The 22,319-nt window shown below is 63.5% G+C and carries 19 protein-coding genes and 3 pseudogenes; 15 read left to right on the forward strand and 7 right to left on the reverse strand.

Annotation, left to right across the window (positions count from 1 at the left end):
- The first annotated feature begins 2 nt into the window (after positions 1 to 2).
- The 8 genes and pseudogenes from DELCS14_RS08795 to DELCS14_RS08825 all read left to right on the forward strand — a co-directional run bounded on the left by DELCS14_RS08795 (position 3) and on the right by DELCS14_RS08825 (position 9,706).
- Complete coding sequence (locus DELCS14_RS08795) at positions 3 to 2,396, forward strand: MMPL family transporter (protein ID WP_013801320.1); 2,394 nt, start codon at positions 3 to 5, stop codon at positions 2,394 to 2,396.
- A gap of 212 nt (positions 2,397 to 2,608) precedes the next feature.
- Positions 2,609 to 3,607 carry a dihydrodipicolinate synthase family protein gene (locus tag DELCS14_RS08800; RefSeq protein WP_013801321.1) on the forward strand — a complete coding sequence of 333 codons (999 nt, stop codon included), beginning with the start codon at positions 2,609 to 2,611 and terminating at the stop codon, positions 3,605 to 3,607.
- 128 nt (positions 3,608 to 3,735) lie between these two features.
- Complete coding sequence (locus DELCS14_RS08805) at positions 3,736 to 4,719, forward strand: IS5 family transposase (RefSeq protein ID WP_013801322.1); 984 nt, start codon at positions 3,736 to 3,738, stop codon at positions 4,717 to 4,719.
- A 281-nt stretch (positions 4,720 to 5,000) separates the two neighbouring features.
- A complete protein-coding gene (locus DELCS14_RS08810) occupies positions 5,001 to 5,816 on the forward strand; it encodes a sulfite exporter TauE/SafE family protein (protein ID WP_043795857.1) in 816 nt (271 codons plus the stop codon).
- Between the two features lie 178 nt (positions 5,817 to 5,994).
- Positions 5,995 to 6,207: pseudogene (locus DELCS14_RS29780) on the forward strand (reverse transcriptase/maturase family protein); the annotation flags it as partial.
- 40 nt (positions 6,208 to 6,247) lie between these two features.
- A complete protein-coding gene (locus tag DELCS14_RS29785) occupies positions 6,248 to 7,678 on the forward strand; it encodes an IS66 family transposase (protein ID WP_013801324.1) in 1,431 nt (476 codons plus the stop codon).
- A 52-nt stretch (positions 7,679 to 7,730) separates the two neighbouring features.
- The gene (locus DELCS14_RS08820; protein ID WP_343299539.1) at positions 7,731 to 8,141 is read left to right on the forward strand and encodes a reverse transcriptase domain-containing protein; all 411 of its coding nucleotides are present in this window, start codon (positions 7,731 to 7,733) and stop codon (positions 8,139 to 8,141) included.
- Between the two features lie 26 nt (positions 8,142 to 8,167).
- Entirely contained in the window at positions 8,168 to 9,706 is a 1,539-nt protein-coding gene (locus DELCS14_RS08825; protein ID WP_013801325.1) for an IS3 family transposase, read from the forward strand.
- Positions 9,707 to 9,736: 30 nt separating this feature from the next.
- Here the strand turns inward: DELCS14_RS08825 and istB are convergent.
- Positions 9,737 to 10,399 (reverse strand): annotated as a pseudogene (gene istB / locus DELCS14_RS08830) (IS21-like element helper ATPase IstB); the annotation flags it as partial.
- Positions 10,389 to 11,060: pseudogene (locus DELCS14_RS08835) on the reverse strand (IS21 family transposase); the annotation flags it as partial. The pseudogenes DELCS14_RS08835 and istB, both read right to left, overlap by 11 nt.
- Here DELCS14_RS08835 and DELCS14_RS30415 point away from each other — a divergent pair.
- The 6 genes from DELCS14_RS30415 (at position 11,038) to dinG (ending at position 17,561) form a co-directional block, all read left to right on the forward strand.
- Positions 11,038 to 11,208 (forward strand): hypothetical protein, encoded by a 171-nt coding sequence (locus DELCS14_RS30415; RefSeq protein WP_157158246.1) that lies wholly within the window; start codon positions 11,038 to 11,040, stop codon positions 11,206 to 11,208. The pseudogene DELCS14_RS08835 and the gene DELCS14_RS30415 sit on opposite strands and share 23 nt — an antisense overlap.
- Positions 11,209 to 11,214: 6 nt before the next feature.
- The gene (locus tag DELCS14_RS08840) at positions 11,215 to 11,847 is read left to right on the forward strand and encodes an isochorismatase family protein (protein WP_013801327.1); all 633 of its coding nucleotides are present in this window, start codon (positions 11,215 to 11,217) and stop codon (positions 11,845 to 11,847) included.
- 6 nt (positions 11,848 to 11,853) lie between these two features.
- The gene (locus DELCS14_RS08845) at positions 11,854 to 13,338 is read left to right on the forward strand and encodes an aldehyde dehydrogenase family protein (protein ID WP_013801328.1); all 1,485 of its coding nucleotides are present in this window, start codon (positions 11,854 to 11,856) and stop codon (positions 13,336 to 13,338) included.
- Positions 13,339 to 13,784: 446 nt separating this feature from the next.
- Positions 13,785 to 14,516 (forward strand): sulfite exporter TauE/SafE family protein, encoded by a 732-nt coding sequence (locus DELCS14_RS08850; protein WP_013801329.1) that lies wholly within the window; start codon positions 13,785 to 13,787, stop codon positions 14,514 to 14,516.
- A gap of 354 nt (positions 14,517 to 14,870) precedes the next feature.
- Entirely contained in the window at positions 14,871 to 15,224 is a 354-nt protein-coding gene (locus DELCS14_RS08855) for a hypothetical protein (protein WP_157158247.1), read from the forward strand.
- Positions 15,225 to 15,377: 153 nt separating this feature from the next.
- Positions 15,378 to 17,561 (forward strand): ATP-dependent DNA helicase DinG, encoded by a 2,184-nt coding sequence (gene dinG, locus DELCS14_RS08860; RefSeq protein ID WP_013801330.1) that lies wholly within the window; start codon positions 15,378 to 15,380, stop codon positions 17,559 to 17,561.
- Between the two features lie 100 nt (positions 17,562 to 17,661).
- Here the strand turns inward: dinG and DELCS14_RS08865 are convergent, their stop codons facing one another.
- Positions 17,662 to 18,585: a LysR family transcriptional regulator gene (locus DELCS14_RS08865; RefSeq protein ID WP_013801331.1), complete on the reverse strand. Its 924-nt coding sequence runs from the start codon at positions 18,583 to 18,585 to the stop codon at positions 17,662 to 17,664.
- A 108-nt stretch (positions 18,586 to 18,693) separates the two neighbouring features.
- Between DELCS14_RS08865 and DELCS14_RS08870 the strand changes: the two genes are divergently transcribed.
- Positions 18,694 to 18,996 carry a DUF4148 domain-containing protein gene (locus DELCS14_RS08870; RefSeq protein ID WP_013801332.1) on the forward strand — a complete coding sequence of 101 codons (303 nt, stop codon included), beginning with the start codon at positions 18,694 to 18,696 and terminating at the stop codon, positions 18,994 to 18,996.
- A 197-nt stretch (positions 18,997 to 19,193) separates the two neighbouring features.
- Here DELCS14_RS08870 and DELCS14_RS08875 read toward each other — a convergent pair whose 3' ends face one another.
- The 4 genes from DELCS14_RS08875 to DELCS14_RS08890 form a co-directional block, all read right to left on the reverse strand.
- Entirely contained in the window at positions 19,194 to 19,733 is a 540-nt protein-coding gene (locus DELCS14_RS08875; RefSeq protein ID WP_013801333.1) for a hypothetical protein, read from the reverse strand.
- Positions 19,723 to 20,481, reverse strand: a complete 759-nt coding sequence (locus DELCS14_RS08880) for a hypothetical protein (protein WP_013801334.1) — start codon at positions 20,479 to 20,481, stop codon at positions 19,723 to 19,725. Before DELCS14_RS08880 ends, DELCS14_RS08875 begins: the two co-directional genes overlap by 11 nt.
- A gap of 14 nt (positions 20,482 to 20,495) precedes the next feature.
- On the reverse strand, positions 20,496 to 20,900 hold the full coding sequence (locus tag DELCS14_RS08885; protein WP_157158248.1) for a DUF6878 family protein: 405 nt from the start codon (positions 20,898 to 20,900) through the stop codon (positions 20,496 to 20,498).
- A gap of 672 nt (positions 20,901 to 21,572) precedes the next feature.
- On the reverse strand, positions 21,573 to 22,244 hold the full coding sequence (locus DELCS14_RS08890; RefSeq protein ID WP_013801336.1) for a hypothetical protein: 672 nt from the start codon (positions 22,242 to 22,244) through the stop codon (positions 21,573 to 21,575).
- Positions 22,245 to 22,319: the final 75 nt, after the last annotated feature.

A 22,319-nucleotide genomic window follows, 5' to 3' on the forward strand; every position in this document is an offset into this window, starting at 1 on the left:
TCATGTCAGTCGTTAACCAAGCAGTCTCAAAGGATGAGCGAACACCTTTGACCGACTTCGATCCACGGTCAGGTTCAGTTATTGAACGGGCTCTTTTCAATCACCGCCAGCTGATCCTCCTTTTCTGCGCGGTGCTGACGGTCGTGCTCGGCTGGAGTGCCAGTAATCTGCGTCTCAACGCGAGCTTTGAGAAGATCATCCCTAGGAGCCATCCCTACATCCAAAACTTCCTCGCTCATCGTCAAGAGCTGGGAGGTCTTGGCAACGCTGTGCGCATCGCCGTTGCCACAACAGGTGAGTCCATCTATGACCCAAACTATTTAAAGGTACTTCAGCAGTTAAGCGACGAGGCCTTTTTGCTGCCTGGCGTTGACAGGCGCAATATGAAGTCGCTGTGGACTCCGAATACGCGATGGGTCGGCGTCACCGAGGAGGGCATGGATGGTGGTCCAGTCATCCAGGATGGCTACGACGGGTCGCCTACAAGCCTTGCCACGGTGCGTTTGAACATCGAGCGCAGCAACGAGATCGGTCAACTGGTCGCGTTGGATCAACGTTCTTCAATCGTCTATCTGCCCTTGTTGTCAAAAGACGCGAACGGTGTTCCACTGGATTACGCTGATGTTTCTGATGCGCTGGAGAAGCTCAGGGTCAAATATCAGAGTGATGGGATCAGTATTCACATCATTGGATTCGCGAAGGTCATGGGTGACCTGATCGAGGGTATTTGGCAGATGCTAGGATTCTTCGTCGCAGCCGTGCTCATCACGACGGCCATGCTCTATGCCTACACGCGTTGCGTCCGCAGTGCAGTGCTGGTTGTCAGTTGTTCGCTGGTTGCCGTGCTGTGGCAACTGGGGTTGATGCCCTTGTTGGGCTACGAGTTGGACCCCTACTCCGTGCTGGTTCCGTTCCTTGTCTTTGCGATCGGCATGAGTCATGGTGCTCAGAAAATGAATGGCATCATGCAGGATATTGGGCGTGGTGCGAATAACTTGGTTGCTGCGCGCTACACTTTCAGGCGCCTTTTTCTTGCGGGACTGACTGCGCTGCTGTGCGATGCCGTTGGCTTCGGTGTCTTGATGGTGATCGATATTGAGGCGATCCGAGATCTGGCTTTCATTGCCAGCCTTGGCGTTGCAGTATTGATCTTCACCAACCTGATACTGTTGCCGATACTGCTGAGTTATGTGGGCGTAAGTCCAGTAGCTGCTCAACTCAGCCTGACGGAAGAGTTGGCGAACCAGCGGAGCGGGGCACGACATCCGTTATGGAGACTGTTGGACTTGTTCACCCAGCGACGCTGGGCGGCAGGCGCCGTTGCGGTCTCACTGCTCCTTGGTACAGGGGGACTCGTGGTTGCGCAGCGCTTGAAGATCGGTGATTTGGAGTCTGGTGCACCTGAGTTGCGTGCCGACAGTCGCTATAACCGTGACAACACTTACATGACCGCACACTATGGAGCCAGCAGCGATGCCTTTGCAGTGATGGTCAAGACGCCAGACGGCGAGTGCAGCCAATATGACACCTTGATGAAGGTTGATGCGCTGGAGTGGAAAATGCGTGCTTTGCCGGGGGTGGAGGACACGAACTCTTTGGCATTACTGAGTCGGCGTGTGTTAGCAGGGTTGAATGAAGGCAGTACCAAGTGGTATGAGTTGATCAACAGCCAGTCGATGCTCAACACGATCACTTCCGGGGCACCCCGCGGCCTTTACAACGATACCTGCAGCTTGTTGACGCTGACGGCCTACCTGAAGGACCATAAAGCCGACACACTAACTTCCCTCGTCAACGAGGTGGAGGGCTTTGCCAAGGAAAACAACACTGAGCAAGTCCAGTTTCTTCTCGCCGCCGGCAATTCCGGCATTGATGCGGCGACGAACATTGTCGTCAGGGATGCGAACCGCGAGATGCTGTTTTGGGTCTACGGCGCGGTGATCGTTCTGTGTGCTATCACCTTCCGCTCTTGGCGTGCGGTGCTGTGTGCTGTGTTGCCGCTGATTCTGACCTCGGTGCTGTGCGAGGCTTTGATGGTAGCGCTGAACATTGGTGTGAAAGTGGCTACATTGCCCGTGATCGCATTGGGGGTGGGCATCGGGGTGGACTATGCGCTCTACGTCATGAGCATTCTTCTGGCGAGATTGAAGGTTGGCGATAGCCTCTCCGAGGCTTACTACCAATCGTTGCTCTTCACGGGAAAGATTGTACTCCTGACTGGTGTCACGCTTGCCTTGTGCGTTGTCATCTGGGTGGTTAGTCCCATCAAGTTTCAGGCTGATATGGGACTCTTGCTCGCCTTTATGTTTGTGGGCAACATGATCGGAGCACTGGTGTTGCTGCCTGCGCTCGCACATTTTTTATTAAAACCAATGGTTTTGAAGCCCATCAATTGACGTAAGGCGTTGAAGTTTAACGACGCGGGCTTGGAAGTGTCCGCCTCACGTCAAGCCAAATCCCGGATGGTTCATTGAGTTGGGGTAAAACGACCGTCAGTCGGTCGGGCAAGATGAGTATGTGATGATTGATGTCTTTGGGCTTTCGCAAGATGCCTGAGAATATTATTTGTGGCGGTTTTTAGAATTTTCTTAAATACAAAGGATAAGTTATGGGTAAGTCAGGACTGTTGAATGCATCGGATATTCATGGAGTATGGTCAATTCTTCCGACACCATCCAAACCGGATGCGAGTGACTGGCGTGCGACTAACACCGTTGATCTGGATGAGACTGCCCGCGCCGTTGAAGGCCTTATCGCGGCTGGCGCGAACGGGATTCTGAGCATGGGTACTTTGGGTGAGTGTGAATCGCTAACCTGGGAGGAAAAGAAAGTCTTCATGCAAACCATCGTGGAGACCGCGAGAGGAAGGGTTCCAGTGTTCGTTGGCACCACAACGCTTAATACCCGCGACACGATCGAGCAGACAAGGTACGCCCACTCCATTGGGGCCGACGGAACAATGTTGGGAATACCAATGTGGTGCAATCCCTGCGTTGATATGGCTGTTCAGTACTACAAAGATGTCGCCGAAGCTGTTCCAGAGATGAATATCGCTATCTACGCGAATACCGAGGCTTTCAAATTTGATTTTCCCCGCGCGTTCTGGGCTCGGGTTTCAGAGATTCGGCAAGTCGTTGCAGCGAAATATATCGGTATCGAGTTCCTGCTGCAGGATCTACATCTGACCAAGCATCGCATGAAGCTGCTGCCGCTCGACTACCAATACTATGCTGCGGCACGTATGGATGACTTCGTTGATGCCTTCTGGTCCAGCGGTACCGTGTGCGGGCCATTGGTTTCGACGACGCTTCGCGACAAGGTCATCGCAGCTCGGCGAACCAAAGACTGGACCGATGCCCACGCATTTCAGGGTCGACTTGTGAAAACAGCTGCGCCATTTCCCGAAGATAGCTTCAAGACCTTTTCTATTTACAACGTTGCGCTGGAAAAAGGCCGAATCGATGCGGCAGGCTGGATGAACGCCGGCCCCGTTCGCCCACCTTATAACGACATCTGCCCAGCCAGCTATCTTGACTCCTGGAAAGCCTCAGGGCAACGGTGGGCCGAATTGCACAAGCAACTTGAAACGGAATCTTCGGGGAAATAGTCGAATGCTTGAGAGAAAGGGCAAAGACGATCGACTTTCACTTCGATTTCATGAGTCCTTTCAGCCACCAGGCTAAGGAAGGTCTGCACAACCTCGTCGCCCATGGCCCGATGTGAGACAGTGATGGCATGAAACAGATGAGCCTGGGCGAGAGCGGATTCGAGCGCAAGACCAAGAGGACTCGCAAGCGCGAGTTCCTCGATGAGATGAACCTCGTGGTGCCCTGGGCCGAGCTGGTATCGCTGATCGCGCTGCATGCGCCCGCACCAGGTGCCAAGGGCGGACGCCCACCGTTCGCCGTCGAGACCATGCTGCGCATCCACTTCATTCAACAATGGTTCAACCTCTCGGACCCGGCGATGGAGGAGGCGCTGTACGACATGGCACTGTTCCGTGAGTTTGTGGGTCTGGATGCCGGCGAGGACAACCTGCCCGACGAGAGCACCATCCTGCGCTTTCGCCACCTGCTCGAAACCCACAACCTGAGCTTGCAGATCCTGGCCACCGTCAACGCCACGCTGGCGGCCAAGGGTCTGCTCCTCAAGAGCGGGACAGTGGTCGATGCCACGCTGATCGCTGCCCCGAGTTCGACCAAGAACAGCAGCGGCGAACGTGACCCCGAGATGCACCAGACCAAGAAGGGCAATCAATGGCACTTCGGGATGAAGGCCCACATCGGGGTCGATGCGGACTCGGGCCTGGTACACACGGTGGTGGGCACAGCGGCCAATGTCAACGACGTGACGCAGGCGCACGCGCTGGTGCATGGAGAAGAAACAGACGTCTTTGCCGACGCGGGCTACCAGGGTGTGGGCAAGCGCGATGAAACGCAGGACATCGAAGTCAACTGGCATGTGGCCATGCGGCCGGGCAAGCGCAAGGTGCTGGACCAGAGCACTCCGATAGGCGCGATCCTGGACAAACTGGAGCAGACCAAAGCGCGTATCCGGGCCAAGGTCGAACACCCGTTCAGGGTGATCAAGCGCCAGTTCGGGCATGTGAAGGTGCGCTACCGGGGCTTGACCAAGAACACGGCGCAACTGCACACCTTGTTCGCACTGTCCAACCTGTGGATGGTGCGGCGCACGTTGCTGCAGGAGATGCGGGGATGAGTGCGTCTGCAGGCGCCCAGTGGGCCGCGGAACGAGGCGAAATCGGCTTTGAAATGGACAACGCAAGCCCCAAATCGTCGCCATCCGGAATCGAGTGCATCAACTCACGCTGCGGCGGGTGTTGTGCAGACCTTCCCTAACTGTAACGGCGGTTTATGTCTATGTCGGCCATGAATCCTTCAGGTTCGAGTGTCTTCGGTCTTTCCGGCTTCGAACAGCACCCGGGTCACCCCTTTTTAATGGGCTGCAGCGGCGAGTCCTACCAAACACGTCAACCACAAATGAATCTCGAATCTCTGCTAATCCTTGAACTTGCCGCACTGGGCATCGGTACCGGTTTTCTTGCGGGCTTGCTGGGCATTGGTGGCGGTATGACGCTGGTGCCGTTCATCACCATCATCTTGTCAAGCCGCGGTGTGTCGCCCGATTTGGCGGTGAAAATGGCCATCGCAACCTCCATGGCCATCATCATTTTTACATCCCTTTCGAGCGTTCGGGCCCACAATAAACGGGGTGCCGTGCGCTGGGACATCGTCAAACGGCTGGCTCCCGGCATTGTCGTAGGTAGCCTCATTGGCAGCTTGGGGGTGTTCGCGCTGCTCAAAGGCGCTTACCTGGCCATTTTCTTCGGCCTGTTCGTGATTTTTTCGGCAACACAGATGTTGCTTGACAAAAAAACCAAACCCAGACGCCAAATGCCTGGTACGGCGGGTCAGTTGGCGGCGGGCGGAGCTATTGGTTTTATTTCGGGCTTGGTTGGTGTAGGCGGCGGCACTATCAGCGTGCCCTTCATGACTCGGTGCAACGTGGCGATTCACAGCGCCGTGGCCACTTCTGCAGCGCTTGGATTTCCGATTGCCGTTACAAACGCGCTGGGCTACGTGATCGGCGGGCGAAACGTGCAGGACTTGCCGGTGGGCTCGTTCGGCTACATCTGGTTGCCGGCGTTGGGCATAATTGCCGTGTGCAGCTTCCTCGCCGCGCCGCTGGGCGCCCGGGTGGCACACAGCATTCCCGTAGACAACCTCAAATTGGTGTTTGCCGGCAGTTTTTACTTACTTGCGGCTTATATGCTCTACAAGGGTCTCAGCACCTGAGTGAGGCTGAGCCTCCTAGTACATTGACACGAAAATAACGGAGTTGTACCCCGCTAATCGCCAGCTGGCGATTAGCGGGGTACGCCGCCGTAAAAACGCAGTGCCTGTGCGGTGGCACCCAACCAGTCGGCCATGGTTTCGCGTGGTGTGGCATAGGCGAAGGTGTATCCCGACGCTCCCGCTTGGAATCGCCTCCCTGGAGGATAAAGTTGTGCAACAGGCGGTAGTTACCGTACTGAACACGATATATGAGGAGGACTTTCTCGGATTCTCGTATGGGTTCCGGCAAGGGCGCAGCCAGCACGATGCACTGGATGCGCTAACGGTCGGAATCAAGAGTCAAAACGTGAACTGGATATTGGATGCAGACATATCGTCATTCTTCGTAACTACTCAGCATCCCTTGACGCGATAAGGGACAATTCACGGCAATGCAAACCCCATCAAGCCTGAACCAGTTAAGCCATGCCGAGAAGGATGCACTGATTTTGATGTTGCAGGAGCAGATCAAGGCATTGCAAGAAGCGGTCATGCAATTGCAGACGCAAGGCAAACTCAATAGCCGCAACTCCAGCAAGCCCCCATCAAGCGATGGCCTGAACAAACCCGCGCCGAAGTCACTACGCGTTGCGGGCGACAAACCCACAGGCGGACAAAAAGGTCACACCGGCAGTACCTTGCGCCAAGCCACCCAGCCCGACAAAATCGTTGTTCACGGCGTACCAGAGCATTGCCAAGCCTGCCATCAGGAATTGCCCTTTGCCTATGTGAGCGAAACCCGTCAGGTCTTTGATTTGCCCGTGCTGCAATTTGAGGTGACCGAGCATCATGCCATGCAAGCCATCTGTCGCTGCGGGCATGTACACACAGCAGAGTTCCCCGCCGGTGTAAACGCGGCTGTGCAATATGGACCACGCGCGCAGGCGGCCATGGTGCACCTCAATCAAAACCATGCCGTCTCGGTACAGCGCACGGCGGCGCTCATGAAAGACTTCTTTGGTCTGCCCGTGAGTCAAGCCACCGTACTCAAGGCCGCCATGACAAGTGCGGGCATCTTGCAACCTACGGTAGATGCCATCGGCCAAGGCGCTGTCAACGCAGACGTGCTGCATGCTGATGAAACCGGGCTACGGGTGGCAAAGACGCTGCACTGGCTGCATGTGCTGGCCACCGACACGCTGACCTGGATGGGCTGTCACCCCAAGCGAGGAGGCGAGGCGTTCGATGCACTGGCGCTGCTGCAGCAATTCAAGGGTGTCTTGGTGCATGATGGCTGGCTACCCTACAAAGCATTGCAGTGCCAACACGCCCTGTGCAACGCCCACCACTTGCGCGAACTGACCTATCTGCTGGAAGAACAAGGTCAAGCTTGGGCCGGCGACATGATCGAACTGCTCACCCACGCCAGCCACCTCGATAACCTGCAGTGTGCAGACGGACAATCACCGAACTACAACACCAAGCAGTATCAGTGCGAGGTACGCGATCTGCGCGACCTGTACGAGGCCATACTGGCTCAAGCCCAGACAGAAAACCCCGTGGTGCCCTCTACTGGCAAACGCGGCAGACCCAAGCAAAGTAAGGCCACCAATTTGATTGGCCGACTGCGCGATTACAGAGATGATGTTTGGCGCTTCATGACCCAGCCCGGCGTGCCTTTTACCAATAACCTGGCCGAGCAGACCGTGCGCATGCCCAAGGTGAAACAAAAAGTCTCCGGCTGCTTTCGCACATTGTCAGGCGCACAGGCCTACTGCGTGATTCGCTCGTATTGCGCCACCATGCACAAGCAAGGGGGCAATGTCTTTGATTCACTTGTCGCCGCTTTCAAGGGCGTGCCGACTCAGCACAGCTTTCGCTGAAGCGTGATCGCAAGCCTAAATTTGGGCTGAGTAGTTACCATTCTTCGATGAAATCGAGCATGACTGGATGCTGAAGTTTCTGGAACACCGCATTGCGGATCGGCGAATGCTGGGACTGATTCGTAAATGGCTCAAAGCGGGGGTGATGGAGGACGGGTGCAGGGTAGCGGCGACCAAGGGCACGCCCAAAGGCGCGGTGATTTCGCCATTGCTGGCGAACATCTATCTGCATTACGTCCTCGATCAATGGACGCAGCAATGGCGTCGCAGATATGCACGGGGAAATGTGATTGTCGTGCGCTATGCCGACGACAGTGTGTTCGGATTCAAGAATGGAGAAACAGCCAGACGATTCCTCAGAGCAATGCAGGAGCGACTGGCCAAGTTTGGGCTGACCCTGAACGCGACGAAGACGCGGTTTGTTGATTTCCATGCAAACCTGACCCACCGGGGATGCGGCTAAAAACTTGGACTACCTGGAGGTAGTTCATGTATTCCTACGAAGACCGAATCCGAGCCGTCAAGCTCTACATCAAGCTTGGCAAGCGCCTCAGGGCCACCATCCGCCAGTTGGGCTATCCGACCAAGAACTCCCTCATTGGCTGGTACCGGGAGTACGAGCGGAGCCAGAACCTGCGAGTCGGGTATTCGCGATCAGGACAGAAGTATTCCGATCAGCAGAAGCATGCGGCGGTGAAGCACTACCTTGATCACGATCGGTGCATTGCCTCGACCGTGCGGGCATTGGGATATCCCGGTCGGGAGTTACTGACCGAGTGGATTGACGAGCTGCACCCCGAAGTTCGCCACCGAATGGTGGGCCGGGCACCGAACATCCAGCACCCCGACGCGCTTAAAAGTGCAGCTGTGATCGAGCTTTGCACCCGAAAGACCAGCGCACAAGAAATCGCCCAGAAGCTGGCTGTGTGTCGGCCTACGCTGTACAACTGGAAAAACCAGTTGCTCGGCCGCGAGGTACCCGCATCCATGAAACGTCAAAACAATTCACCGCCAGCGCCTGATGCTGCCGAACTGCAGCGCCAAGTCGAGTCGCTTCAACAGAGCGTTCACCGTCTTCAGCTCGAACATGACATCTTGAAGAAGGCCAATGAACTGCTAAAAAAAGGCCTGGGCGTCAACCCTCAGCTCCTGAGCAATCGGGAGAAGACTCTGCTGGTTGACGCCCTCAAGCCCATCTACTCGCTCGCAGAACTGCTCGGCGAACTTGGCCTGGCTCGCAGTTCCTACTTCTACCACTGCGCCCGCCAGCGAAGGCCTGACAAATACGCCGACGCCCGGGTTGCCGCTGCCGATGTGTTTCAGAGCAACCACCGCAGCTATGGTTACCGGCGCATGCGTGCGGCGCTGGGCAGACGCCAGTTGCACCTGTCTGAAAAAGTCGTGCAGCGCCTGATGAAGCAGGAGGGCTTGAGTGTTCCCGCGCGCAAAAAGCGTCGATACGGGTCCTACCTCGGAGAGATCAGCCCTGCGCCAGACAACCTCCTCAATCGTGACTTCCAGGCGGCGACACCGAATGAGAAGTGGCTCACCGACATTACGGAGTTCCAGATCCCGGCGGGAAAGGTTTACCTCTCGCCTGTGATCGACTGCTTCGACGGCATGGTGGTGAGCTGGACGCTTGGTACCCGACCGGACTCCGAGTTGGTGAACACGATGCTCGATGCGGCCATTGACACGGTGCAATCGTGCGACAGCAAGCCGATCATTCACTCCGACCGTGGTGCCCATTACCGCTGGCCGGGCTGGCTCGCTCGGATGCACAGCGCGAAGCTGACGCGGTCGATGTCGCGCAAAGGGTGCTCGCCGGATAACGCGGCCTGCGAAGGTTTCTTTGGGCGCCTGAAGAATGAGATGTTCTACCCGCGGGATTGGAAGTCGACCACCATCGAGGCGTTCATCAGAGCGGTGCACGAGTACATCCTCTGGTACAACGAAAAACGGATCAAGATGTCGTTGGGTTCCCTCAGCCCCATCGAGTACCGGGAAAGTCTGGGCTTAATCAACTGAAACCAGTCCAAGAATTACGCAGCACCCCCCTGTGGTCATCTTTGCATCTCCGAACACATTGGCCCACTCGCTAAAGCTCAGATTGGTGGTGATCACAACGCTGGTGCGCTCATACAGTTTGGATAGCAGGTGGAACAGCAGCGCCCCTCCTGAAGTGCTGAACGGCAGGTAGCCCAGTTCATCCAGGATCACCAGGTCAGCGTAGGCCAGTCGGTGTGCGATCTGCCCTGGCTTGCCCTGGGCCTTCTCCTCTTCCAGGGCATTCACCAGTTCCACCGTCGAGAAGAACCTGACCCTTCGGTGGTGGTGTTCAATGGCCTGCACCCCCAGGGCGGTGGCGATGTGGGTCTTGCCCGTACCCGGTCCACCCACCAGCACCACGTTGTTGGCGTTCTCCAAGAATTCACAGCGGTGCAGCTGGCGTACCAGTGCCTCGTTCACCTCGCTGTGACTGAAGTCGAATCCCGTCAGATCTCGGTATGCGGGGAACCTGGCCACCTTGAGCTGGTAGGCCACCGAGCGCACCTCCCGCTCGGCGGTCTCGGCCTTGAGCAACTGAGACAGGATGGGCTGTGCGGCCTCAAAGGCCGGCGCGCCTTGCTCGGCCAGCTCCGTGACAGCCTGGGCCATGCCGTGCATCTTGAGCTCGCGCAGCATGATCACGATGGAAGCGATGGCGGGGTCATGACGCATAGCGCACCTCCCTCAGCTGGTCATAGCGAAGCACGTTGGCCTGGGGTTCCACCGCCAGCTTGAGCGCCTGGGGCGATGTGACCGGTGCTGGGGCCGGCTTGCCGTCCAGCAGGCGGTGCAGCACGTTCAGGATGTGGGTCTTGCTGGGTGCACCGGCCTCCAGGGCCAGCTCCACGGCCGCGAGCACTGCCTGCTCGTCGTGGTGTAGCACCAAGGCCAGGATCTCCACCATCTCCCGGTCACTGCCTGGCTGCTTCACGAGGGCGGCCTGCAGCCGCTTGAAGGCCGTTGGAAGCTCCAGGAACGGCGCGCCATTGCGCAAGGCCCCGGGCTTGCGCTGCAGCACCGCCAGGTAGTGGCGCCAGTCGTACACGGTCTGGCCCGCACCATGGTGGTTGCGTTCGATCAGGCGCTGGTGCTCGCACACGATCTGGCCTTCGGCCGCGACCACCAGGCGATCCGCGTAGACCCGCAAGCTCACCGGCCGATTGGCATAGGGTGCAGGCACGCTGTAGCGGTTGCGCTCGAAGTGGATCAGGCAGGTAGGCGAGACCCGCTTGGTGTGCTCCACAAAGCCATCGAAGGGCCGGGGCACCGGCATCAAGGCCGCCTGCTCCTGGGCCCACACGTCTGCGACAGTGCCCGGCAGCTTCGAGTTCTTTCAGGCGCTGCAGATCGGTCGTCGTGACGCCGGCCCGGGTACGGTGTTCGCGTCGGCGATGCCGTTCGTGGTGATCAGCCTGCTCATGCTGGTGGCAGTGTTCTTCTTCAGGCCGATCGCCACATGGCTGCCGGCACTGCTGGGCTGAGCAAGCATGACCGCTTCCGCCGAGCGCGAGTTCTTCCACCAGCGGGGCTTCGGCCTGCGCATTGGCTTCGGACGGCACCCGGCCGTTCTGGTAATCGACATGATCCGCGCCTTCACCGACCCGGCCCTGATGCTGGGCGCCGAGCTGTCGCCGCAGATCGGTGCGTCGCAGCAATTGTTGGCTGCGGCGCGCGCCCGCGGGGTCCCCATCTTCTTTTCTACGGTGGCCTACGACGACGCCAGCTTCAAGGATGCTGGCGTTTGGGCGCTCAAGCAGAAAGGCTTGACGACGCTGCGTGTGGGGACGCCGGAAGTCGAGCTCGATCCCCGACTTCATAGGCTGCCCGGTGAAGGCTGGCTGGTGAAGAAGTACGCCTCGTGCTTCTTCGGCACTGACCTGATTTCGCGGCTGGTTTCTCGCGGCGTCGATACGGTGCTGGTCGCGGGCTGTACCACCAGCGGTTGCGTGCGGGCTTCCGCGGTGGATGCGCTGCAGTCGGGCTTTCGCCCCATGGTGGTCCGCGAGTGCGTGGGAGACCGTTCCCAGGCCGCGCACGAGCAAAGCCTCTTCGACCTCCAGGCCAAGTACGCCGACGTCGTGAGCCTGGAGGAAACCTGCCGCTATCTTGAACAAGGGTGATCCTCTATGTCCAGTCAAGCCGATCTTTCGTCGCGGGTGTCCGCCGTCCTGCCCACGCACCTGGGCCAGTTCTGGGGGGGCCGGTGGCATGCCCGCGTGCAGGCCGAAAGCCTGCAAAGCATCAATCCCTCGACGGGAGATGTGCTCGCCAGCGTGCAGGTGGCGGGCCCCGCCGACGTTGACGCCGCCGTGCAGAGCGCCCGCCAGGCGTTTCCTGGGTGGGCCGCGACGCCACCGCTGGAGCGCGCGCGGCGCCTGCGCGAAGCCGCCTCCCGCATCCGCGCGAATGCCGCAGACCTGGCGCTGTTGGACGCCGCGGACTGCGGCAATCCAGTCAAGGCCATGGTGTTCGACGCCGAGATCGCGGCCACGCAGATGGAGTTCTTCGCCGGCCTTGTGCTGGAGATCAAGGGCGAGACGCTTCCCACGGGCAATGGCTCACTCAACTACACCCGTCGCGAGCCGCTGGGCGTGGTGGCCCGCATCTTTCCGTTCAACCACCCCTTCATGTTCGCCGCCGGCAAGATCGCCGCGCCGCTGGCGGCGGGCAACACCGTGGTGATCAAGCCGCCGGAGCAGGCCCCGCTGTCCACACTGCGGCTGATGGAACTGCTGCAGGATCTGTTTCCGCCCGGCGTGCTCAATTGCGTGGTGGGCGGCCGCGACGTCGGCGCGGCCCTGGTGGGCCATCCGGACGTGGCGGCGGTGGGCCTGATCGGCAGCGTGCCGGCCGGCAAGGCGGTGCTGCACAGCGCCGCCGACACCCTGAAGCGCTGCCTGCTGGAGCTCGGCGGCAAGAACGCGATGGTCATCTACCCGGACGCCGACATCGACCGCGCGGTCGACGGAGCCGTGCGCGGCATGAACTTCACCTGGTGTGGGCAGTCTTGCGGATCGACCAGCCGGCTGTTCCTGCACGAGAACCTGCACGACCGCTTCGTCGAGCAGATGGTCGCCCGACTGCAGGAGCGCCATCGCCCGGGCCTGGCCACGCACATGGACACCACCATGGGCGCGCTGATCAACCGCACGCAGTACGAGCGCAGCCTGGCCTATATCGACTCGGCGCGCAGCGACGGCGCCAAGCTGGCGGCCGGCGGTGCCCATCCAAACGACCCACAGTTGGCCAACGGCTTTTTCATCGAACCCACCGTTTTCACGGGCGTTACGCCCGCCATGAGGGTGGCACGCGAGGAGGTGTTCGGCCCCGTGCTCTCGGTGCTGAGGTGGAGCCGCGAGGGCGAGATGTTCGATGCCGTCAATGGCACTGACCTCGGCCTTACCGCTTCCATCTGGACACGCGACCTGCTCACGGCGCACCGCGCCGCAGCGCGCGTGGAGTCCGGCTACGTATGGGTGAACGACTGCTCGTCGCACTTCATCGGCGCACCCTTCGGCGGCTACAAGCGGTCGGGGCTGGGCCGCGAGGAGTCGAAGGACGAACTCTATGAGTTCACGCAGATCAAGAACGTCAACGTCTCCATGCAATAGGGCGAGGCCGGCCTGGACCACCACAGACACGCGGAGGCGGCGATCTGCAGCGAGCCGCAGCGGCGGTGCGCCACGGGCCAGCGTGTCGACGATATGCTGCCGAGTGCGAAGCATTTGGATGGTGCCACCTTCGATGGTGGACGATACTTGACCACGGACATCGAGAAGAGGCGAATGGGCGGCTCGAGCACGCAGCTTCGCGGGTGCTGGCTTGCCGTGCGCGGCCTCCTGACCAGGACGCCACGCATGGCCAGCGGACAGTCGCCATTGGCTTTGCGGGTTGGCGCGGCGCTCGTGAACGATCGAGGCGAACGCGCGGCCGGCCTGCGTGGCTCCCACATCCAGAAGCCGGACCGCTCCAGCGCGTTGGGCGGCGGTCGCCATCACAGGTCCAGCCTGCCGTCAGGGTCGCCTGCGGACGGAAACGTCGATCGCGAGGCAGAGTGATGCCCGAGATTCCTTGGCTGCTGTTCGTGGCAGCGTTGCTGGCAGGTGGGGTTGTCAAAGGGGCACTGGGCGTGGGGCTGCCACTGCTCGCGGTGCCCTTGCTGTCCTTGGGCATGGCGCCTCATCTGGCGATCGCGCTACTGTCGGTGCCGGTGCTGGCTTCCAACCTGTGGCAGGCGCTGGAAAACGGGCGGCTGGTGTCCGGCCTGCAGCGCTTTGGGGGCCTCATGGCAGCCCAGTTCCTGGCGACCGTGCTGACGGTGCGCATGACGCTGTCGCTGAGCGCCGCACAACTCAGCACGCTGCTGGCCGCAGCGGTGCTGCTGACCGTTGCCCTCATGGTCTGGAAGCCGGCGCTGCGCATCTCGGCTGCGCGCGAGCGCATGGTTGGCGTCTGCGTGGGGCTTCTGTCGGGGTTGTTGGGCGGCGTGTCCTCGCTCACGGGACCGATCGTCATCACCTACCTGGTGGCGCTCCAACTGCGCCGCGATGAATTCGTGGGCAGCATCAGCCTCATCTACCTAGCGGGAGCGCTGCCCTTGTACGGCGCGATGCTGCTGTTCGGTCGCCTCGGTACTGTCGAGATCCTCGGGTCATTGGTGGCCCTGGTGCCCGTGTCAGCGGGCCTTTTGGCCGGGAAGGCGTTGCGGCAACGCGTGGACGACGCTCATTTCCGCCGCATGTTGCAGGCTTTCCTGGTTGTGCTGGCGCTCCTGCTGCTGTTCAAATGACCGCGACATCAGGCGGCCTGGCATGGGGATCGCTTGCGGGCTCGCAGCATCGTTTTCTAGGCCGGTCGTCGCAATCACCATCGCAGACGCGCGCTGCAGGTCCCTTGGCTGCCGAGCTTCCTCTGGCGCACCTCGACGCCATGCGCGGGGGGACGCGTGCGGCCAACCGCCTGCACGGCATGGACCCGCCGTTCGTGCTGGAGCACGCGTGCCATCCTCGGCCACGCCGGGCCGGGCACCATGCCGGCGCCCTGGCCGACATTCGGAGCAGGGCGACCCGCGGCGCCACGTGCCGGAGAAGGGGCTCGGGCCTCCCCCGCGCGCGGTAGCATCGCCGGTGAGTTGGAGGACAAGGTGAAGAATCCGAGCCACCGCAAGGCATACGCGCCCCGCGATGCCGATATCTGCATGCGCGTGCTGCCGTTTGGGGTGCGGCAGTTCGTGCCGCGCGTGGGCCCGCAGGTGCGCTTGCTGGGCGTGGTCCAGCGCGGCCTGGAGACGGGCGCGCTGGCACTGCTGCCCGATGGGGTCTACGCCCAGGTGAACGGCGACATCGTGCAACCGCTCAACCGGGCCCAGGTGGAAGCCGCGCTGCGATGCGCCGGCATGGCGTTCGAAGCACCTCGGCCTGCGTCCGCCGGGCAGCCGACCGTGATCGTCAAGCGTCGCCGCACGCTGCAGCGGCACGCCGTGGAACTGTCGGACTGAGGATGCCGCGGGTCGACGGGACGCCCGTCGGCTTGGGGGGCCTGAAGGCGTGCGCACAGCGCGGTGCGGGATTTTCGGAGGCAAGGCCCGGGCTGCAGTTTGCAGGTGCCGCGCGCGGGTTGACGGGGGGCGACGGGAGCCGATCCTGGCTCCATGCTTACCCCGGACGAGAAGCAACTCATGCAGCGCTGCCTCGACGCGGTCCGTACCGGAACGCCGGGTTTCCGCACGCGCCGCCCTCAACTGCAGATGATCGCCGCCGTGGCCCACGCGCTCGCGCGCGTGGGCTCGGCCGATGAAGACCGGGGGCAGGGCGAGCACCTGGGGGTGATCGAGGCCGGCACCGGCACCGGCAAGACGGTCGGCTACCTGCTGCCCGCGCTGGTGCTCGCCCACATGCGGGGCCGCAAGCTGATCGTGTCCTCCTCCACGGTGACGCTGCAGGAGCAACTGCTGCACAAGGACGTGCCGGCCCTTCTGCGCCATCTGCCGTTTCCCGTGTCGTACGCGGTGGCCAAGGGCCGCAGGCGCTTCCTCTGCCCGGCCAGGCTGGCCAGCCAGGTCGCGGGCCTGGAGTGCAAGGGGGCGGAACTGGAGCCGGATCCCGCCCTCGGCACGCACGTGCAGGGCGCGCAGCCGGCATCCACCTCGGAGGCGCATCCGCCGCTGCGCTGGTTCCGGTCGCTGTCCGAGGCGTTCGATGCGCAGCGTTGGCGCGGGGACCGGGATGCCTGGCCCGATGTCATCCCAGAGGCGGTGTGGAGCAGCGTGACCACGGACAGCCAGGGATGCCTGGGCGCCCGCTGTCCGAGCTACGAGCGCTGCCCGTTTTACCGCGCGCGGCAGCAGGGCCAGGATGCCGACCTGGTCATCGCCAACCATGACCTCGTGCTGGCCGCCGCCGGCATGGAAGCCGGCAGCACCTTGCCCGACCTGCGCGAGGCGCTGGTGGTGTTCGACGAGGCACACAGCCTGCCGGGGAAGGTGGTCGAGCATTGCGCCTCGCGCCACTCGGTGTGCGGCGCCAGCCGCTGGGTCGCCCATGCCGCCCGGGATGCGCAAGGCGCCATCGACGCGCTGCGCCTGGACCGCGTGGGCGCAGGCCTGCCGCAGCCCGGCGTGTCGGCGCAGCGCTTGTGCGCGCTACTGGAGGACCTGCAGGATGCCGTGGGCCGCCACTGCGAGTTCGCCGGCCAGCAGCGCATCAGCCGCTTCGTCGGCGGTGTGCTGCCCGAGGAAGTGGCGCGCGCCGGCGCGGCGGTTCTGGAGGCCGCACGGGCGATGGAGGGGGACCTGTCCGGCGTACGTGCCGCCCTGGTGGAACGCGCGGGCGAGCAGGCCCAGGCGGTGCAGCCGTTCATGGCCGCCCTGGGCAATCACTTCGCGAAGCTGCAGCAGATGCTCGCGACGTGGACCTGGATGCTCCACGACGATGCGCAGCAGGCCCAGCCCGTCGCGCGCTGGGTCGAGCGGCATGCGAGTGCCTCGGGCGGCGATGACTTCCTGGTGTGCGCCGCCCCCATCAGCGGCGGGCCGCGCCTGCGCGAACTGCTGTGGGACCAGGTGGGCGCCGCGGTCCTTACCTCCGCGACGCTGCGCGCCTGCGGCCGCTTCGATCTGTTCTTCGAGGAATGCGGCCTCGCGGGCTTCGATGCCCTGCAGCCGCTCGCGCTCGCCTCGCCCTTCGACTTCGCCGGCAGGGCGGTGCTGCACATTCCGGGGGTGCGCGCGCACCCGCGCGATGCGGCGGCGCATGGCCAGGAGATCGTCCGCCGGCTGCCGGCCTTGCTGGAGCGGCAGCGCGGCTCGCTGGTGCTGTTCGCCTCCGCGCGGCAGATGCGCGAGGTCCACGCGGCGCTGCCGGCGGCGCTCCGCGAGGCCGTACTGATGCAGGGGCAGTGCTCGCGGCGCGAACTCATCGAACGCCACCGGGCGCGCATCGACGGCGGCCAGCGCTCGGTCCTGTTCGGGCTGGCCAGCCTGGCCGAGGGCGTCGACCTGCCCGGCGAGTACTGCACCCATGTGATCTGCGCGAAGCTGCCGTTCTCCGTTCCGGACAGCCCGCTGGAGCAGGCGCGCCGCGAATGGATCGAGGCGCAGGGGCGCTCGGCGTTCCTGGAGCGCAGCGTCCCCGAGGTCGGCATCCGCCTGGCCCAGGCCACGGGGCGCCTGCTGCGGACCGACGAGGACCGGGGGACGGTGACCGTGCTCGACCCTCGCCTGGGCGGCACGCGCTGGGGGCGGATGCTGCTCGAGGGCCTGCCGCCGTTCCGTGTCGTGATCGGCGACCGGGACGCGCATCCTGCCGCCGTTGCGGACGCGGCTGCGGCTGCGTGAAGCCTGCGCATCGCAGCGGGTGCGCAGGCGCAACGCACGCGCAGGAGGCGTCCGTGGGCCCGCCCCCCGACCGCTCGACCGCGAGTAGCGGCCAGGCGGCCTATCGATGGAAGAAGGCCCGAAGCGCGTCGATGAAGACGCGGGTCTTGGCCGGCATGAGTTTCCGGCTCGGGAAAATCGCCCACGCAGGCATCGGCGGGAGATGCCATTGCGGCAGCACCCGCCGGAGCCGTCCGGATTCCAGGTAGGGGCGCGCCAGCGCGTCCGTCAGGCCCGCGATGCCGTGCCCCGCGAGCGCCAGCCCCACGAGGAATTCGCCTGCGGTGACCAGGCAACGCGGCGGGGGCAGGCCGGTCCAATGTTCATGGGCGCCTCCTTCTCCCGGCCTTGACAGTTCCCACAGGACGGGCCGGCCCTGACGCGAAACAATCAGCCCCTGCCTGTCCAGCAGTGCCTGCGGGCTGCCGGGTGTTCCCGCACGCTCCAGGTATTGGGGGGCCGCATACAGACCGACCGGAAGATCGGCGAGACGACTGACGGTCAACGATGCATCTTCTTCCAGCGGACCGATGCGGATCACGAGATCGTAGTCCTCCGTGAGCAGGTCGATGCGTCGGGTCGTCAGATCCAGGTCCAAGGTGATGGCTGGATAGTCCGCGAGGAACCGGTCGATCATCCCCGCGGCGAAGGTCTGGGCAAAGTGGCTGGGCAGAGCGACGTGCAGTCGGCCGCTTGGCGCGGCCTGGCGGTGCGCCGCGAACGCGGACGCGGCCTCCACCCCGTCGGCGATCTGACTGGCATGAACCAGCATGGCCTGGCCGAACTCCGTCAGACGAAGCTTGCGGGTGGATCGCACCACCAGACGTTCGCCAAGGATCCGTTCCAGATCCGCCAGCCGCCGCGACACGGTGGACCGGGGCTGGAGCAGTTGTTCGGCGGCGCGCGTGAAACTGCCGGTCTCGGCGATGCGGGCAAAAAGCAGGAGGTCGTTCGCCTCGATGGGTGTCGGCGGCACAGGGTTCATAGGTCGATTGTTCCACCTATGGACAAATGTGGTCCGCCCCTGCATCTTCTGTGTTTTTGATGGAAGGCGTAAAGTGCCAATATCACTAATCAACCTGAGGTGTCCATCATGAGAATCCCGTATATTGCAGCCATCGCCATCGCGGTGTCGTCCACGACGATGGTGGGCTCGGCCTTCGCGCAGGAAGCGGTCAAGACGCGAGCCGAGGTGAAGGCCGAGACGTTGGCGGCGTTCTGCACGGGCGACATCGTCTATGGCTTCGACTTCGAAGGTAAGAAGCTCAACGAACTCCACCCCGGGGTCTACCCGCGCAAGGACGCCAAGTGTGCGCAGGTCCTCGCTGCGCGCGATGAAGCCAAGGCGCGTGCCAGCGATGTGGCGCGCCAGGGCAGCCCGACGTCCGTGCGCTGATCAGGTGAGTCCGGCGCCCAAGCCGGGTCGGGGCCCGTGCACCATCCTGACACGGGCCGGCATGGCCGGTGCCCTCCGATCCGGACGCGCCACCGGCGCTTGGCGCCGGTGGCTCTCGAGCAGGGGGCGCGCGGCTTCACCGCTGCGGCGGAGCTCCGGGCGCTGCCGCGCAATGGCGGCGAGCGCCCATCGCCACGTTATGCCGGCGTGGGCGGGGCCAGTCCCCAGGCCACGTGGGCCAGGCTGCCGTCGAAGGGGCATTGGTGGAGAAGCGGTGCGATGGCACGGCGTTCCAGCGGCAGCGTGAGATCCTCGTAGCCCTCGGGATACTCGGCGAGACCCGTGTAGAGGTCGAATGCGCAGTCCTCCAGTTCGTCCTCGAGAAGCGCCGTGGCGGCGTCGATGTCCAACGCCCCCTGCGACGACAGTTCTTCGGGCAATGCCGCCAGCGGCGCGGTGCGCGGCGCGGAGGCCGTGCAACGGATGCAGCGGTAGTAGCCGCCGCCGTCGTCGTATTCAGCCGTGGCCTCGAACGACAGCGTGACAGCTTCCAGCCAGTCGTGCCGCAGGAACAGCCGTGCCAGGATGGCGCCGGCCCAGCTGCGGTCGAGCTGTTCGCGTTCTGCGCGCGCCGCGCGGTAGCGGGCGTCGGCCTCGCTGCCGGCGGCGTTCAGGACCACCCCGCCGTCGGCACCCAGCAGGTAGGCGGGGGTCTCTCGCGTGGATTCAATGGACATGGTCGTTCCTTCCTCTGCGGTGGTTGCCCTCGGAGAACACCACGGCGCTTGCGTGGATGTGCGGCAGCAGCGCGTGCCACCAGGGCGGCGCGGCGCAGACCTGGTGGCGGTCTCCGCGGCCGTCGTTGTCGCTGACATGGACCTCGATGCAGCGCTCGCAAGCCAGCATCTCGGCCACCAGCGCCGTCTCGCAGCGGCCCGTGCGGGTCGCCAGGATGTTCAGGTGCGAAAGGTCAAGCGCGTAGGGCACGCCCGAATCGAACACGGCCCGGTACTCGAGCCACGTGGAGACCAGCCAGACGTCGCCAGTCGAGGGGTAGTGGCCTTCGATGCCGACGGGGCAGCCGAAGAGGTCGGCGCAGCGACGTGCGTTCTCCAGCATCCCGGCCATACCGGCCTCCGACCGGCGGCCGGCGTGCGCCGTGTAGGCGGGCGCCCGCAGCCGGCCGCTGATGCGGGCCGCCTGGGCGAACCAGTCGCCATGCCGCTCGAAGCCGCTGAGATCGGCGATCCGGCGGGCCGGCAGAAGATGCACATTGGCATGCAGGCGGAACTGCGTGTCCGGATGGGCGGCGCGCAAGGCGTCGGCCCGGTCCTCGGTCAGGCAGCCCATGCACTGCGGCACGAGCTGGGCGTGATCGGCCGACAGCCGCCCGAACAGCGGTTCGTCGATCGGTTCGCGCAGCATCCGCGCTGCGGCTTCGTGGCGCACGCCGGGCCAGCAGGCGAGCGAGACATGGACCTTCACAACCGCACCTCGCTTTACTCGGAGTCGATGAAATAGGCCCTGTGCTCGATGACCACACTGCCGTCCGTCGCGTCGAACACGACTTCGCCCGAGCCGCCATCGCCGTCCTCCCAGCTGCCGTAGTGCCGGTCGAGCAGTTCCATCGCGAGGTCCGTGATGGCGTCGTCCAGCGGCTGGTCCTCCAGCAACATCGCGCTCTGCCACGCGCCGTCCAGCCACTGGCTGGACTCCTTGTACTGAGGCGCCATCGGGACTTCGTCCAGCAAGGCGCCGCCAGGCATCTCGAAGCGGACGTCCTCGGGTCCGCCGGAGTCCCCCGTGCCGGTGTAGCTGACCACGGCGCGCAGAACGCCATCGGCGAGCAGCGCTGTGAAGATCGCCGCCCGGTTGGCGGCGATCCTGTCGTCTTCGGAGGCCACGCGGCCATCCGGTTGCATTGGAGCTTGCATGTTGTTTCCTCAAATGAAATGAGGCGCACGCGTCACCTGGGGGCGCGGGCGCCCCAGGGGGGTCAAGAGAGAGCCCGCCGTGGAAGGCGGGTTTGGGGTGGCGGCATCCCTGGCTGGGATGCCGTCATGCGTTTGCGCCGGATACTCCGGCGGCGCGGCACCGCTAGGACTGCCGCGGCCGCGGTGCTCCCGGCAGCTCGGCGAGCAGGCTGTCTTCTTCCTGCTCGGCGTTGGCGCCGGCGGCCAGCTTGGCGACGGTGTATCCGCGCGCTGGCAACGGATGGATGTGTCGACCGCAAGGGGCGACAACACCTTGCCGGCGCCCTCCGGCAGCGCAGCCAGGACGCGTCAGGCGTCCTCGCCGGCCTTCGTGTTGGGCAGGAACAGCGTGAACAATCCTTCGTCGCGCCGGTCGAGGCCGGTGGCACGCGTCGTGCGCCTGGAACGCCTGCTCACCGCCGGTCCTCCGCGGGTAGCGAGGCGCTTGCGAAGGCGACGATCCGCATCGAGCGCGCGCTTGGCGCGCTGCTTGAGCGTCTCGAGGGATATTGGACATGGCTGTCTCCTGGCCGCCGCTTCCCGAAGGGGCGGAGGCAACTGGAATGAGGGACCCGGGAGGCCCTGCGAGACCGGCGGTCCCGGTCACTGGAAGATGCGCGGCTCCACGGTCTCGCCGCACATGAAGGCGAGGTAGGCGCCGGCCTGGCCGAGTTCGGGAAAGGAGGCCGCGATGCGGCCGTCGTGCAGCACCTTCCAGGGCCGCTCATCCCGTTCCGGACCCCGGCGGATCGCCAGGTCCGGGCAGCGGAATGCCGGGTGCCGGTAGAGGTCGCGGCCGGTGCTCCACTCGACGATGCGCAGCAGGCAGCTCGTCAGGATGGCCACACCGCCGTCGGCGCCCGGCGCGATCAGCAGCGGCACCTTGAGGGAGCCGGTGGAGCGGCCGATGCGGCCCACGACGTCGTATTCCTCCAGCCAGCACTGGCCGGTGCCGGTGTCGCCGGGCATGAGCCGCACCGTGCGGCCGTCCCGGCGGCAGGCTTCCAGGACCCGTGCCGCCTTCGGGTCGGTCCCAGGATCGAAGTAGGTCTGCTGCGTCAGCGGCGACCGGCCCCACGCAGCGGTCGCGGCGCAGTACTTGCCGTAGCCGGCGAGCGATCCGTGATCGCCGTCGACGAAGGCCAGGTCCTTCCGGCGCAGCCGCTCGGCGATCTGGTTGGCATGGTCGCGGGCGTTGTCGAAGCCCAGGCAGCTGCAGCCCCCTGCGCCGGGGATGACGTACAGCTGCTGCTCGTTGTTCAAAGTGACATGCATGGCGGATTCCTCCGGTGAGGGCGGAGCCCGCCCTGCGGGCTGGGCCCCGCAGGGTGATGCAACGGCGGACGCTTC

This window comes from Delftia sp. Cs1-4 (genome assembly GCF_000214395.1).
Taxonomy (GTDB): domain Bacteria; phylum Pseudomonadota; class Gammaproteobacteria; order Burkholderiales; family Burkholderiaceae_C; genus Comamonas; species Comamonas acidovorans.

What these genes read in the sequence shown, in the direction of transcription:
- DELCS14_RS08795 (WP_013801320.1), top strand. Translation starts at nt 3, where the DNA reads ATGTCAGTCGTTAACCAAGCAGTCTCAAAGGATGAGCGAACACCTTTG.
- DELCS14_RS08800 (WP_013801321.1), top strand. Translation starts at nt 2,609, where the DNA reads ATGGGTAAGTCAGGACTGTTGAATGCATCGGATATTCATGGAGTATGG.
- DELCS14_RS08805 (WP_013801322.1), top strand. Translation starts at nt 3,736, where the DNA reads ATGAAACAGATGAGCCTGGGCGAGAGCGGATTCGAGCGCAAGACCAAG.
- DELCS14_RS08810 (WP_043795857.1), top strand. Translation starts at nt 5,001, where the DNA reads ATGAATCTCGAATCTCTGCTAATCCTTGAACTTGCCGCACTGGGCATC.
- DELCS14_RS29785 (WP_013801324.1), top strand. Translation starts at nt 6,248, where the DNA reads ATGCAAACCCCATCAAGCCTGAACCAGTTAAGCCATGCCGAGAAGGAT.
- DELCS14_RS08825 (WP_013801325.1), top strand. Translation starts at nt 8,168, where the DNA reads ATGTATTCCTACGAAGACCGAATCCGAGCCGTCAAGCTCTACATCAAG.
- DELCS14_RS08840 (WP_013801327.1), top strand. Translation starts at nt 11,215, where the DNA reads ATGACCGCTTCCGCCGAGCGCGAGTTCTTCCACCAGCGGGGCTTCGGC.
- DELCS14_RS08845 (WP_013801328.1), top strand. Translation starts at nt 11,854, where the DNA reads ATGTCCAGTCAAGCCGATCTTTCGTCGCGGGTGTCCGCCGTCCTGCCC.
- DELCS14_RS08850 (WP_013801329.1), top strand. Translation starts at nt 13,785, where the DNA reads ATGCCCGAGATTCCTTGGCTGCTGTTCGTGGCAGCGTTGCTGGCAGGT.
- dinG (WP_013801330.1), top strand. Translation starts at nt 15,378, where the DNA reads ATGCTTACCCCGGACGAGAAGCAACTCATGCAGCGCTGCCTCGACGCG.
- DELCS14_RS08865 (WP_013801331.1), bottom strand. Translation starts at nt 18,585, where the DNA reads ATGAACCCTGTGCCGCCGACACCCATCGAGGCGAACGACCTCCTGCTT.
- DELCS14_RS08870 (WP_013801332.1), top strand. Translation starts at nt 18,694, where the DNA reads ATGAGAATCCCGTATATTGCAGCCATCGCCATCGCGGTGTCGTCCACG.
- DELCS14_RS08875 (WP_013801333.1), bottom strand. Translation starts at nt 19,733, where the DNA reads ATGTCCATTGAATCCACGCGAGAGACCCCCGCCTACCTGCTGGGTGCC.
- DELCS14_RS08890 (WP_013801336.1), bottom strand. Translation starts at nt 22,244, where the DNA reads ATGCATGTCACTTTGAACAACGAGCAGCAGCTGTACGTCATCCCCGGC.